Origin of the sequence: Paenibacillus marchantiophytorum, assembly GCF_014640555.1 — a bacterium.
GTDB classification, from domain to species: domain Bacteria; phylum Bacillota; class Bacilli; order Paenibacillales; family NBRC-103111; genus Paenibacillus_E; species Paenibacillus_E marchantiophytorum.
Map to the genome: position 1 here is coordinate 19,171 of NZ_BMHE01000067.1, position 12,463 is coordinate 31,633.

9 protein-coding genes are annotated in these 12,463 nt (G+C 45.5%); 3 read left to right on the top strand and 6 right to left on the bottom strand.

What is annotated here, in order from left to right; genetic code table 11:
* Nucleotides 1-2 precede the first annotated feature (2 nt).
* Complete coding sequence (locus IEY34_RS37620) at nucleotides 3-1,016, bottom strand: phage tail protein (protein WP_308423096.1); 1,014 nt, start codon at nucleotides 1,014-1,016, stop codon at nucleotides 3-5.
* A gap of 190 nt (nucleotides 1,017-1,206) precedes the next feature.
* Here IEY34_RS37620 and IEY34_RS33155 point away from each other — a divergent pair, with 190 nt between their 5' ends.
* Nucleotides 1,207-2,862, top strand: a complete 1,656-nt coding sequence (locus tag IEY34_RS33155; RefSeq protein ID WP_189020113.1) for a PhoX family protein — start codon at nucleotides 1,207-1,209, stop codon at nucleotides 2,860-2,862.
* A 109-nt stretch (nucleotides 2,863-2,971) separates the two neighbouring features.
* Here IEY34_RS33155 and IEY34_RS33160 read toward each other — a convergent pair whose 3' ends face one another.
* The 5 genes from IEY34_RS33160 to IEY34_RS33180 all read right to left on the bottom strand — a co-directional run bounded on the left by IEY34_RS33160 (nucleotide 2,972) and on the right by IEY34_RS33180 (nucleotide 10,075).
* The gene (locus IEY34_RS33160) at nucleotides 2,972-3,775 is read right to left on the bottom strand and encodes a GNAT family N-acetyltransferase (protein ID WP_189020115.1); all 804 of its coding nucleotides are present in this window, start codon (nucleotides 3,773-3,775) and stop codon (nucleotides 2,972-2,974) included.
* A 147-nt stretch (nucleotides 3,776-3,922) separates the two neighbouring features.
* Nucleotides 3,923-4,099: a hypothetical protein gene (locus IEY34_RS33165; RefSeq protein ID WP_189020117.1), complete on the bottom strand. Its 177-nt coding sequence runs from the start codon at nucleotides 4,097-4,099 to the stop codon at nucleotides 3,923-3,925.
* Nucleotides 4,100-4,302: 203 nt separating this feature from the next.
* Nucleotides 4,303-5,232: a helix-turn-helix transcriptional regulator gene (locus tag IEY34_RS33170; RefSeq protein WP_189020119.1), complete on the bottom strand. Its 930-nt coding sequence runs from the start codon at nucleotides 5,230-5,232 to the stop codon at nucleotides 4,303-4,305.
* Nucleotides 5,233-5,527: 295 nt separating this feature from the next.
* Nucleotides 5,528-8,749, bottom strand: coding sequence for a response regulator (locus IEY34_RS33175; RefSeq protein ID WP_189020121.1), 3,222 nt, complete (start codon nucleotides 8,747-8,749; stop codon nucleotides 5,528-5,530).
* A 69-nt stretch (nucleotides 8,750-8,818) separates the two neighbouring features.
* Complete coding sequence (locus IEY34_RS33180) at nucleotides 8,819-10,075, bottom strand: GGDEF/EAL domain-containing response regulator (protein ID WP_189020123.1); 1,257 nt, start codon at nucleotides 10,073-10,075, stop codon at nucleotides 8,819-8,821.
* Nucleotides 10,076-10,360: 285 nt separating this feature from the next.
* Here IEY34_RS33180 and IEY34_RS33185 point away from each other — a divergent pair, with 285 nt between their 5' ends.
* A complete protein-coding gene (locus tag IEY34_RS33185) occupies nucleotides 10,361-11,065 on the top strand; it encodes a response regulator transcription factor (RefSeq protein WP_189020125.1) in 705 nt (234 codons plus the stop codon).
* A 205-nt stretch (nucleotides 11,066-11,270) separates the two neighbouring features.
* Complete coding sequence (locus IEY34_RS33190; protein ID WP_189020127.1) at nucleotides 11,271-12,101, top strand: exopolyphosphatase; 831 nt, start codon at nucleotides 11,271-11,273, stop codon at nucleotides 12,099-12,101.
* The last annotated feature ends 362 nt before the right edge of the window (nucleotides 12,102-12,463 follow it).

Here is a 12,463-nt window from a genome sequence, read left to right on the forward strand (position 1 = left end):
CCTTAATTTCTACTTGGAAATATTCCCGTTGTTGCAATAATGGCAGTCAATGCTAGATACGGCTGCATATTGTTGTGGGGCTGACCGCCACCAACCAAATCGGTTACAGAAGCGGATGTGCTATCCCGCACAAAAGCATAAGAACTTGTTGACGTCACGCCAAACGTATTTCCTTGAGCGGCTTTTGTAGAAGCTGCGTTCTTACTCCCATTTAATGAATGAGAATGAGCAGGCATCTCGCTTTCAGTTACTGTGTGGGCCTGTTCACCGCCTGTTTCTCCCAAAGTATGACCATTCCCCATGTGAATAGGAGTTTTTCCTTGCAAATTTGGAAGTCCAAATGTGGTTTGACCATTGCCGCCATAAGTAGTGCCCAACAATGAGAATAAAGCTTGATTCTGATTAATGGACAATATTTGCCCGTTGCACAACGCGTTCCCACTAGGTGCAAAGTTAAAGGCCACCCAACGCACCTCACTTAGAAACGGTAGAGTACCATCTGATCCGCCACCCTGCGAAGGGAAAATTCCGAACAAACTAATAATGTAGTTAATCGTCAAATAAGGTTGCAAATTAGTGTGAGGCTGACTGCCTCCACCAGGCCCTAGAACTGTGCCTGAATTCATCATCGTACCTTGCGATCCGGCTGCATCTGTAAATTGATTCAAAGTAGATCGCGCCACTACGGTACCTTCCGGACTGTTTGTACTGCCAAAATTAGACGAAACACCAGCTGTATGACTGTGAGCAGGTATCTGCTGAACCGTTAAGTTAACATCCTCCGTTCCTGCTTGTTGGGCAAGCATAAATCCATTTCCTTGATGGAGCGGAATTCTGCTTTGCAGATTAGGTAACATAAAAGTTGACTGACCGTCTCCACCATACGTAGTTCCTATCAAATTAAACAAAGTATCATTCTCCGAAATAGGCAAGATTTGACCATCACACTTCATCCAGCCTGCCGGTGCAAAATTGCCCGCAAACATCCGAATTTCACCTACAAAAGGCTGTCCCATCAACTTTCCCCCTCATAATTGTTCAGTTGCTATGTATCAAAAAATTATTTTTCCAAGCACTCGAAATATGTCGAATTTTATAATACACTCTATCTATAATTCTATCAAAATAATTAGAATAAAGCATTTAAATTCATAGATTATGTGGTATGTTTATCTCAAGATCTTTAACATTCGGAGGAATTCCTATATGGAAATGAAAAAACCGCTATCTCGCCGACATTTTTTGAAATATTTAGGAGCTAGTGCAGCTTCCTTAGCTGCTGCTTATTCCGGTCTCAGTTCGCTAACACATAAAGCTAACGCTTCTGCTTCCGATATCAATGCTTACGATGAATTGCCGGAAACGTTCAACCCTACCTTACATACTGCTAACGACACAGATCAACTGCTTCTAGCCAGCGGATTTTCTTACAATGTTTTGGCTGCCTATGGCGATGTTATTAATAAATCTGGCGATACGTTGGGTTTTAACAACAGTTACACTTCTTTTTTCCCACTTTCCGGATCAACTACAGAAGCCCTGCTTTGGGTTAATCACGAATCTGCTCAATATTCATGGATGCTGGATCGTTCGATGACCATCGCTTGGGAGCAGCAAAAGCAACTTCTGAACGAACAAGGTGCTTCTATCCTTCATATCAAGAAAGATGCCTTAGGCCAGTGGAAACTCGTTCCTGACTCTACCCTTGCCCGTCGTATTTCTGGATTGACTCCCATTGAACTAACAGGCCCTGTTCGGGGTTCCCAATCCGTTAACGGTGCTACCCTTGTGCAAGGTACGTTCGCTAACCGCGGTGGCAGTCAAACGTTGTGGAATACCCAACTTACTTGCGAAAATCGTTTCGAAACCACTTGTCGCGATGCTGGCCTAGCGCTTTCTCACTATGGCTGGATCGTTGAGGTTGATCCTTTCGATCATGGAAAATTACCTGTGAAGCATACCGCACTTGGACGCTTTCATCACGGCAGCGCAGCCATGACACTAAATTCGGATCAACATGTTGTTGTCTATATGGGAGAGGATTCGCCTGAGGGATTTGTTTATAAATTTGTCAGCGCTGATCAATGGTCAGACGACAAGAAGGCCAACACTGCTCAACTCCTAAGCGAAGGTTCCTTGTATGCTGCTGACTTAATCAAAGGTCGCTGGATCGAATTGACCATTGAGCTTGTTCGCAAACAATTAAACAGCATGACTTATCAAGTACCGACCGTTCTCAACAAATCCAAAGATGTATTGCTTAAACAGTTCCAAACTCAGAACGATGTTCTCACATCTGTCAGCGAGGCTGCGCTCATCCTTGGGGCTACTCCCTGTGATCGTCCAGCCGAACTTACGGTTCGCCCCTCCAATAAACAGGTGTATATTGCCTTTACTCAGAACGACAGCCGAGGCAACCTGCACGGCCAAATTATTAAATTGAAGGAAAGCGGCAACGGAGAGACATTTGCGTTCGAGACCTTCATTACAGGTGGACGCCAGAGCGGCTTCAGTTCTCCTGGAGCCCTGGCCTTTGATAAGAATGACAACCTGTGGGTCTCATCCGATATTTCACCTGACCGCTTGAACACCGGCGCATGGTCAGAATTCAAAAATAACGGTCTGTACCTCATCCATCCATCAGGAACAGAACGAAAAACAAAGCAATATGCCTCATCTCCAACGGAAGCAGCATTGAGCGGTCTTTCATTTACAGATCATCAAGCTACTGTATTCGTAGCGGTCAACCACCCTGGCGCATCCGGTGCGGGAACAACGTCACCAACAAGCCAATGGCAGCACCGTTTTGGTAAAAAGGACCCTCGATCTGCTGTCGTCGTTATTACACGATCATTACTGTAAATGATATGAAGAAGGCTTCCCCACAAGTCAATTTAATGACTTAAGGGCAGCCTCTTCCTTTCAATATTGCACGACATGGAAAAGCTCCCGTTAATTTAGGCATTTCCTGTTAGATTTTGCTCCAAATCGACTTCGTATAAGCCAGTCTCATCCCCATACGTTCCATATTATTCTGACTGGCAGATCCATAACTCGCCTGACCCACCAGAAGATCACACTCCAAATCGCCCGCCACAGCGGCTCGATGCAGCAATAGGGCCGTATGGCATCCCTGTTTACGATACTCTGGCAAGGTGACAGCAGCAGCAAACGAACCCACCCCGTCTTGTATATGCAAACTGGCGACTGCTACGGGCACATCATTGATCGCAGCCAGATAATAATGCCAACCAGATTGGCGGTAAAGAACCTCGTTATTTTGCGCCACAGCTTGATGCAGATCTGAAGGCATCTGAAACCCTTTTACATAAATCTGGCCAAAAACATCAAAATCCTCCTCAGTAAAGGCACGAATCGTTAAGTTGGATGATTCAGACCTCTCATTTGAAAGCGAAGAGCCGTATAAAGAGGAATGAAATGCAGACTGAAAATAGCCCTTTGCTGATAATTTCCTCGCCAGCTCCGTCACTTGCCCGGGGATCAAATGAAATCGACAAGAAGCCTCATGCTCCCGATAAAATGCCAAGATATCCTCAATAACATCTGCATTTTCAGAAGTCAGTCCCCTTACAGAGTTGAAATAAGGATCTGGAACCCCCTTTACGAGGAAAGCCGTCGCGGCACCAAACTTTTGGATATATACCCCCTGTGGATTACCTGCTTTTGCTCCGATTGCGGTCAATCTTGATTCGAGTGTATGAATTTCGGCTTGCTCGATGCGTTTGGCCAAATCTAAGGTTACTACGGGCGGCATGTTAGTCTCCTTTCCTAAATCAAGTTCACTCGTATGGAGCGCTGGTCGTTGTGCGTGCTACGCGTCCATATCCTTGGGTTCATTTTGGATGGAAATCACTTGATCCCTTGATGAATAGGGAACTCCCAGATCCAAACACCTGCCAGCTTATCCAAATACTCGCGACATGATCAACAAGATAATCGGTCCAACCACCATACATCCAAATAGCAGCGCAATAAATTTCATCGGTGTAGACAGACCTCTTGGCTCGTTGATTTGATCAAGCTTTTCGTTGATTTCTCTGATCTCCTTGAGTATTTCTTTGCCTAACTCCTCGGTCATGCTTTACGCTCCTCTCTGATATAAAACCGTATATGATTACAACAATGTTACCATATATAGGAAAAATATTTCCATTCTATTTCAACGCCTGACGCCAGCCAAGTCTGTGCTGGCACGGATCCTCGTTGCCGTTCACGCGGAATAAGAGCCTCTATAGAGGCTCTTATCTGTAGGTTTCTAGTCCGGAGAATATTGTCTAATTTCTACTTCAATGAAATTTTATACACGTCAGCCATACGCCGAATATGCAGCTGCAATTCATCAATGACTTCAGGCGGCTCCATAACGGTCGCATGACTGCTGTAGCTGAGTATCATCTGAATCGCCTTGTCCATCGAGCTGTAATGTGTCGTTACAGCCAAGGTACCATCCGGATTCGCGATGACTTGGTCATAGCCAAATTCATCCCTAACTCTCGTTTTAACTGCCGAATTAAACTGCAGAACAACTCTCACCTTGGTAAAGTTGACTGTGCTCATAAACTGATGCTCCACGTCCTGCAGCGTGTAATTGCGCCGAATAAACGTTTGGGGCAGACTCCTTAACTGGAGCATCCGGGAAAGACGAAAAACTCGAATATCTGAACGGGTAAGGCAATAACCATAGAGATACCAGACGTATCCTTTGAGAAAAAGCCCCATAGGCTCGATCGTCCGTTCCGTCTCTGCGCCCATTTTATCCAAATATTCAAAACGAACCAACTGCAACCCGCGTATCGCTTGGTGAAGGGGCGCAATTTTCTCCTTAATATTAGGTGTAGGCGTAAAATCGAGATCAACACTGGCAGCTTCTGCTTTACTGGATGTTGTAGGCATTAATGCGCTAATTCGATCCAGCAGCGAATCAATATTCGAACTATCTGTAGCGGATCGTGCCCCGCGCAAAGCCGAGCAGATGGCAGAAAAATCATCCAACGATAACATTTGCTTATCTATCCGATAGCCAGGCATAATTTCATAACCTCCGTCCGAACCGGCAAACGAAACAAGTGGAATTCCAGCTTGATTAATCGTTTCCATATCCCGATAAATCGTGCGCAAGGAAACCTCGAAACGCTCGGCAAGTTCAGTTGCGTTGACGCGAGTTTTGTTTAGCAAAGTCATGGTAATAGCAAGCAACCGATCCAGCTTCATTCGAGGTCCTCCTTACCGGACATTCATCATTTTGGAGTTAGTTTTTATATGTTCTACACGACGTATTCAATGACCTTCTTCCCTAACCTTTATCGAAACCGTCCAAAGAAAGCTCGCACGTCCGGTGCCAGAAGGGTCCGGCGCATCCATGCCTCCTCGATTTGGGTTTCATGCGTTCTCTTCTCTACATGTCTAATAGTAAACCAGCAATCCTGACAGCATTATGTCAAGGTGGTTGGACGGTCAGAAGAAATAGGAACACCTCATTTTAATTCCCATCCCTAGCCGGCAATACTTATAGTCCTAGGATCAAATTAATTTCATTCTGTATGCGTGCAATACCTTCAATACAAATATCCGTCGAGTTCTCCTCCTGCAAGTCCTTCTCCAAGGCGCATACGGCAGTTAACAGCTCATACGCGTAGAAATTAGCCGCGATGCCTTTAAGTGTGTGGACCATTCGGCGAGCGACCACCGTATCTCGATTCATGACGAAGGGCAGCAATTGCTCAGAGAACTGCACATAATCCATCTTGAATTTCTCCAACATATACTGAAAAATATGGATTTTATGGTCAATATTCCTCATCAAACGTTCGGAATCCATGCCTTTAACATCGAATAACCATGCTAAGTCAAGCCATTTCTCTATCATATCGCTTAACTGCTTCTCATCGACGGGTTTAATCAAGATGTCGTTCAAACCATGCTTCAGCAGTTGCAAATGCTCCTTCATGAATACGTTTGCGGTTAGCGCAATAATCGGGATCCCTTTCAACGCCAAGCGCTGTCTAAGCTTCTGAGTAGCCTCGTAACCATCCATCTCTGGCATATGAATATCCATAAGAATCAGTTTCCAGGCCTGCTCGTCCGCCACAGCTAATACCTCCAGCCCATTCTGCGCGATGACAACCTGGTATCCCAGCTTTTCAAGGAGATGAGTAATCACCAATTGATTGATTTCATTATCCTCGGCGACCAGAATCGAACCTTTGGAAAGAGGGCTACGCGGATTGACTTCAAGCGCATCCAGGACAGCAGGCTGAGCACTCTCTATCCGGCGCACCTGTTCATTCAGGGATTCCAAGCTTTTCAGTAAAGATAATCGACTGACAGGCTTAACAATAATAGCATCGGCCTGGATGTTCTTAGGCAGCGCTGACATTTCCTCTCTTCCTTCCAGCGTCGTATAGGCGATAATCTTGGTTTGCGAACGATCAATGGTTTCGAGCACACGCAACCAGGATGAGCGCTGCTCGATCTGGGCCATCTGCATATCCAGGAAGAGAACGTCCGGAGCTGTATGCACACACGCTTCCTTTTCCAAAACCGCAAACACATCAGACATCGATGAAACCGCATCCATTTGAAGCTGATAGGAGCCCAGAAGTTCGCATAGATGCTCACGAACCACAGGATGATCTTCGGCGACGAGAATACGCTGATTCCATTCAGACAGATGCCCTTGACGCTGCTGCCTGTGCGTATATTCCTCCGCCTGTTCGCATCGACCAAACAGAAGGCTGAAATAGAAGCGGCTGCCCACGCCAAACTCCGTTTCGACTTGAAGAACGCCCCCCATGGATTGAACCAAATGCTGACTAATAACCAGACCCAAACCTGAGCCGCCATATCTCCGGCTTGTGGATGTATCCGCTTGCGAGAACGGCAAGAAGAGGTGTGACAGCTGTTCCTTCGAAATGCCAATACCCGAGTCTTCCATGGAAAAAGAAATAATGACTCCTTCATCCACGTGCTCCGCCAATTGAACTTTCAAGCGAATATAGCCATATTTGGTAAATTTGATAGCGTTATTCAATAAATTGATCAGCACCTGCTCTAATCGGAACGAATCCCCGCTGACGATGTCAGGCAGATCCATGGACGTATCCAATATCATTTCGATGCGCTTGGTGCCGGCCGATACACTAACCAGATCCACAACATGTTGGAGTGAGGTTTCCAGGGAAAAGTCGACCTTCTCCAAGGTTAGCTTGCCTGCTTCAATTTTGGAGAAATCAAGAACGTCATTAATAGTTGCAAGCAGCACATGGGAGGAAGCGTCCATTTTGTTCAAATAATCCTTCTGGATCTCCGTCAATTCGGTTCGCTGCAGCAGCAAGGACAGCCCCATAATGCCATTGAGCGGCGTGCGTATTTCATGACTCATCCTAGCCAGGAACTGGCTCTTCGCCCGATTGGATTCATCGGCTTCTTCGCGCCTTTTCAAATCGGAGATATCGTGGACCGTTCCAGTGACACCTGTAATATCCGTTCGATCATTGTTGAAAAGGGGGGAAAACGTCACATTGTACATATGCTCTGTTTGATCGGGCAGCAGGAAATTAATAGCGAATTGCTGCGTTTTCCCTCTCGCAATCGTTTCCACGAAAGCGTTCACCCATTTCTGCGGATCATCCATCTCGATCACATCCGTCAGTTGCTTGCCCCTTACCTGCTCGGTGGTTAATTGGTAGGTTTGATACATTTTATAATTGGCGGAGGCCAAGCTTCCATCCAGTCGAAAGCGGAATATAAAATCCTCGGAATTTTCCACGAGTGTCCGATATTGCTCGTCTCGAACCCGCGCTTTCATCTGCGCAGCACGATACTCCGTTACATCCACAGCCGAGCCGATGATTTCATTGACAGAACCATACTTATAAATTGGCTGTAAGGTTACTATAATCGTAAATCCTTCTGAATCATACTCGTAGGTAACTCGCTCACCCTCCCAAGCAACCTCATAATGCCGCTTTAGATATTCCGTGAACTCTTTATTGAGGACTGTGATTTCGTGCACTTTTTTCCCTATAAATTGACTGGGTCTCAATCCAAGCTGGTAGAGGAGTTGACCTTCAATCAGGATGTATACGAAATGGTCCTTTACCTTGTGAATTTTAAAAGTAAAACCCGGCTGAAAACGCAGCATATCGATGAGTTCTTGCTCCACTTGCCGGATCTTCTGCTTATACTCCCGCGCCCGGACCAGATAACGGAGAAAACAGGCGACAATAAATACGCATATCATTTGATAGCTAATATATATCCAGATCGCATCCAGTGGTGTTCGGTATATCAACCAAATCATCGCATAGTAAAATAAAAAGAAAAATGTCTCGCCATACAGCCATTTCATCCAGTACGACTTCGTTCTTCGGAAAATGATACCGGTTCCAACAATCGCAACAATTCCTATCAACAACTGAGGAATCTCTATGGAACCCTCCAATAGAAAACGCCCTATCCAGAGGAAAGCAAAGGTGATGGATAATGAAACAAACCCGCCTAAATAAGCAGATAGCAGTAATCCTACCCCACGAAAATTCATGCTAACATGATCACTAATCTGGACCCCAAAGTTTAGTAAAACAACAATAAGCACGCCATGCGAGAGACCCACGAAAACTTTATAATACCAAGATGGCTTCTGATCCAACTTGGTAATAATAAAAAATTGTTCCACGAAGATGACGAACACGGTAATAATAGCGAAATTAGTAATCAAATCACGCAACAAATGCCATCACCAACCTATTTTCAACGTATTGGGTCCGTCAATTGGCCTAACAGCTGCAATGAGTCTCTAGCCCGTTTGTTTGCTTCGCACATCCTGAAGCAGCATATCTTCAATATGCGCAGGCTTGACCGGAGCGCTGTAATAATAGCCTTGCACGAATCGACAGCCACACTCCCTAAGGACTTGAAGTTCTTCCTCGGTCTCCACACCTTCTGCTACGACAAGCAGATTCAAGTTTTTGGCCATGGCAATCACCGTGTTCACGATGGCGGCATTCACTTGTTTTTGCTTCAAACCTTTAATAAACGACTGATCAATTTTTAGTTTATCTATTGGGAAATCTTTGAGATAGCTGAGCGAACTGTACCCTGTACCGAAATCATCCATCGCGATGCGAATGCCTAGATTCTTCAACTGGGTCAGGGCATCAGCAGCTAAATTCACATCCATACTCATGCTTTCCGTAATTTCGAGCTCCAAATATCTGGGCTGTAGGCCTGTTTCCGCCAAGATCTTCTCAATCCTGCTGCAGAGCCCCGTATCATTGAACTGACGGCGGGATAGATTCACCGCCACGAACATCTTGGGGAGTCCCGCTTCCTGCCATTTCATATTCTGCTTGCATGCCTCGCGAATGACCCATTCACCAATATGGTGAATCAGGCCGCACTCTTCGGCAATCGGGATGAAATCACAAGGCGGAACGTGTCCCAGAACAGTATTATTCCACCGGATTAAACTTTCAATGCCGACCATCCGATTGGTGTAAATATCAACCACAGGCTGATAAACAAGCTGGAACTCCCTTTGATCAATCGCTTTGCGCAAATGAAACTCAATATCCATGCGTCTTTGAAATGAAGCCATGATCGGTTCAGCACCAACGGGGTAGGAAGCTCCTCCTGGTTGAGTGCCATTATGTACAGCCATTTGACATCGTTCGAGGAAATAATTGGTCATTGGACCTTCAAACGATTCTTGTACTAATAATTGCGTATGAAAATAATCGGCAGCGCCGATGCGCATAGCCTGAATGGTCTGTATGGCTCCCTCAGATGATTGCGAGCTGAGCATCATAACAGGTAGGGGACAATGGGTCATCATGAGTTGAAGAGCAACAAGTCCTTCCGAGTTAGGCATATCCAAATCTATAATGACCAAATCCGGTTTGCCCGCCAGTATACAAGCCAATGCCGCATTGCCGTGGTTGGCAAACCCCGTTACCCTAAACGGCGCCGCTTTCTCGAAAATCGGTATCACAGCTGCTCTGAATTCATTCGAATGACTAACGATCATCACGCCATACCTGTCCAAAAGACCCATTCCAATTGTTCACTCCTTACTACTATAGTCCCATTTAAGTCCGTTGTCTCTATCATACCTTCCACTTATTAGGTTACTTGCCTAAAAGGTATGATTTGAAAATCTTTATTTCGCTAATATTTCGCTAACATTTTCGTGTTAAATTCCAAATAAAGCGGTTTACTCTTAAAATTCGACACCGTATAATAGAAATAATGAGTAAAGTGTTAGCGAGCATCATTCCCTCTGTTCAATACTTATTTTGTTTATGTTTTGTAACTAAAGTTTAGTTTGGGGGAGCCACGAATGGACAGAGTTCTATTAATTGAGGACGATGATATTATCGGCGAGATGATCTGTATGTATCTCAAAGAAGAGGAATTCGTAGTGCTGAGGTCACATAATGGCCAAGAAGGACTCGCAGCTTTGCATGATTTCAAACCTGATCTTATACTGCTTGACCTCATTCTTCCTGATTTTGAAGGAACAGATCTATGCAACTCCTTACGCAACATAACACCCGTTCCCATTATTATTATTTCTTCCAATGCGCGAGTAAGCGAGAAAATTGAAGCCTTCACTGTCGGGGCCGATGATTACTTATGCAAGCCCTTCAGCATGCATGAGATGAAAGCGAGAATTCAAGCTTTATTGCGCCGTTTCAAGCAAACACACCCCTCAGACATCCAGCAGGTGCCCGCTTTGCAGGAGGTTACTGTCCCCCCGATGAATTTGAACATCAATATTGAGAAAAGAACACTATATGTTCGAGGCGAATCTGTGGAAATGACTTTCTCCGAATTTGAACTCATCCGCTTGCTGTTTGAGAATCCTGAACGCGTGTACCGTCGCGAAGATCTCATTAACGCGCTGCGCGGTTTCGATTCTTATATTAACGATCGAGCTATCGATGTACATATCACGAACTTACGACGCAAAATTGAAGTCAACCCCAAAGAGCCCAAATTCATCAAAACCGTATGGGGGGTCGGTTATAAATTCGTTCTCTAAATAAGAAACTTCATCCTTCCTAGGATGGGGTTTCTTTTTTTGACGTGTCGGATTTTCCGGTACTTTGCTGAACCTTGTCAGAACTACAATCTTATACCATTTATTAGTAAAAATTGGTTGACACCCCAAACAATCATCCTTTATCATTGGACTTCCAGAAGCATGCAAGGATAGCCAAATTAAGAAATAAACGGGTGAGGTCTTTATGCAAAGTGATAAATTAATTTTGGATTTGAGCAGCCGCAGCGCCAAAGTATTCAAGAGGTCCGAAACGGGAATCGAACAAGTCGATTTACTGACTTGGGAGCTCTCGGAGAGCAAAATCAGTCTGCCCGCGATTGAAGATCAATTAAAATTATTGTTGTCTGCAAACGGATCCATTCGCGAAGGACTCGATCAAGGAACCATCGAAGCCATCGGTACAGAAGCGATGCGAAGATCGCCTCTTTTATCCCAACATATGCAGGAGATATGTGAGAATCTGCAAATCGCCTACCGCACCATCAGTCAGGAAGAAGAAGCTGACTTGTTGAAGAAAGCTATTGCAGAGTCTGACATTCCCAACCATCTAGATGTCCTCCATGTCGGGGGAGGCGGCATACAGATGATTACAAGGGACAGCGAAGCACCTTATATGATTCCATTCGGCATCTCCGATCTGAACCAACAATTTCAGCTGTTGGAGTCCCCCAGCCATAGGCAGATTGCCACTTGTATCAAGTGGCTCTCCTCCCGGTTGCCCGTCACGTTGAAAACTTTTGCCTACACGGGCGGGGAGAAAACCTATGTTCAGCATTTCGGCATTGAACTGGAACAAGATCTGTACTGCCTGAGCAGCGACTTTACGCTGCTCGCCAGACGCCTGGCAGCCATGGAGCTTCCTGCCCTGGAAGCCAGATCCCCTTTCGATCCCAAGTGGATGCGCGGTGTAATTGCCTCTAATTGTATTGTACTGGCCGGTCTGATTAAATCAGGCAGCACCAAGTTCATGCCCTCCGATCTGAACATGGCTCACGGCATTCTCAATCAATCGTAGGCGCACATTGTAGGCGCAACGGCAATGAGAAAAGCGGCTTTGCCACCCTGAGAGATGAGCATCTTCATAACGGTTTTCAGCAATCTAGCGGATCCTAGTTCCCTTTGGGCTTTGCAATGACAGAAAGCATCGTGTGAAAAGGAACTATGATCCGCTAAATGGCGGGAACTGGGGTAAACGTAGCATGAAAGGGAACTGAGATCCGCTATTTAAGCGGAACCTGCTGGTTCCAACCAGGAAATGGTGCAATAGCGGATCGTAGTTCCCTCTGGCGTGGAATATGGCGGTTTTCGGAATTATAGCGCACTGTAGTTCCCTCTGGATCCCTATCATGACACATTTTCCTACAATCGCGGCTTGAC

Excerpts from the sequence above, each read along its gene's own strand:
- IEY34_RS37620 (WP_308423096.1), bottom strand. The coding sequence starts at position 1,016 with ATGGGACAGCCTTTTGTAGGTGAAATTCGGATGTTTGCGGGCAATTTT.
- IEY34_RS33155 (WP_189020113.1), top strand. The coding sequence starts at position 1,207 with ATGGAAATGAAAAAACCGCTATCTCGCCGACATTTTTTGAAATATTTA.
- IEY34_RS33160 (WP_189020115.1), bottom strand. The coding sequence starts at position 3,775 with ATGCCGCCCGTAGTAACCTTAGATTTGGCCAAACGCATCGAGCAAGCC.
- IEY34_RS33165 (WP_189020117.1), bottom strand. The coding sequence starts at position 4,099 with ATGACCGAGGAGTTAGGCAAAGAAATACTCAAGGAGATCAGAGAAATC.
- IEY34_RS33170 (WP_189020119.1), bottom strand. The coding sequence starts at position 5,232 with ATGAAGCTGGATCGGTTGCTTGCTATTACCATGACTTTGCTAAACAAA.
- IEY34_RS33180 (WP_189020123.1), bottom strand. The coding sequence starts at position 10,075 with ATGGGTCTTTTGGACAGGTATGGCGTGATGATCGTTAGTCATTCGAAT.
- IEY34_RS33185 (WP_189020125.1), top strand. The coding sequence starts at position 10,361 with ATGGACAGAGTTCTATTAATTGAGGACGATGATATTATCGGCGAGATG.
- IEY34_RS33190 (WP_189020127.1), top strand. The coding sequence starts at position 11,271 with ATGCAAAGTGATAAATTAATTTTGGATTTGAGCAGCCGCAGCGCCAAA.